This is a genomic window from Herbaspirillum lusitanum P6-12 (assembly GCF_000256565.1).
GTDB classification, from domain to species: domain Bacteria; phylum Pseudomonadota; class Gammaproteobacteria; order Burkholderiales; family Burkholderiaceae_D; genus Herbaspirillum; species Herbaspirillum lusitanum.
The window spans coordinates 1-917 of record NZ_AJHH01000600.1; the positions used below are offsets into that span (position 1 = coordinate 1).

The following is a 917-nucleotide window of genomic DNA, read 5'->3' on the forward strand; positions in this document are numbered from 1 at the left end:
GGAGCGGCGCGTGGAAAACGCGGCGCGGTTTCGACAGCCTGGTGCAGATGAGCAGCGGCATCGCCGAAGCCGGCATGCGCCGCCTCGGACGCGACAAGCCGACGCCGCTGCCGGTGCAGGCGCTGGACCACGCCACCGGTTACCTGATGGCGACGGCCGCGATCCGCGGATTGACGCAGCGTTTGAAGACCGGCAAGGGAAGCGAAGTGCTCACGTCGCTGGCGCGCATGGCGCAGTTGCTGGTGACGGGTTCGGGAAAGCAGGTCGATGCGGCGCTGGCGGCGGAAAGCGCCGGCGATCTGGCGCCGGCGATTGAGCAGACTTTCTGGGGCCCCGCGCAACGTCGTCCGCACGCTGCGGCGCAGGCTCGCGCCCATGTCGGCGAAGACCGCCATCCACAGCGAGCTTTCGCCTGCCAGCGCGAGCGCCAGGAATACCGCCTTGATGCCGAGCGCAATCGAGATGTTCTGCAACAGGACGCGATGCGTCTTTTTGCTCAGGCGGATGAAGTCGGGAATCTTGCGCAGGTCGTCGTCCATCAGCGCGACGTCGGCGGTTTCCAGTGCGGTGTCGGTGCCGGCCGCGCCCATGGCGAAACCGATCTGCGCGCGCGCCAGCGCCGGCGCATCCACGATCAGGCTCGCGCCCATGTCGGCGAAGACCGCCATCCACAGCGAGCTTTCGCCTGCCAGCGCGAGCGCCAGGAATACCGCCTTGATGCCGAGCGCAATCGAGATGTTCTGCAACAGGACGCGATGCGTCTTTTTGCTCAGGCGGATGAAGTCGGGAATCTTGCGCAGGTCGTCGTCCATCAGCGCGACGTCGGCGGTTTCCAGTGCGGTGTCGGTGCCGGCCGCGCCCATGGCGAAACCGATCTGCGCGCGCGGCGGCTTCGGCGGAGCTGAGATAGGTGGGCA

Annotated in this window: 2 pseudogenes; one reads left to right on the plus strand and one right to left on the minus strand. The window is 67.5% G+C overall.

Features of this window, described 5'->3' with window-relative positions:
* Positions 1-47: 47 nt before the first annotated feature.
* Positions 48-188 (plus strand): annotated as a pseudogene (locus HLUSI_RS34380) (CoA transferase); the annotation flags it as partial.
* Between the two features lie 174 nt (positions 189-362).
* Here HLUSI_RS34380 and HLUSI_RS34385 read toward each other — a convergent pair.
* Positions 363-917, minus strand: a pseudogene (locus HLUSI_RS34385) (hypothetical protein); the annotation flags it as partial.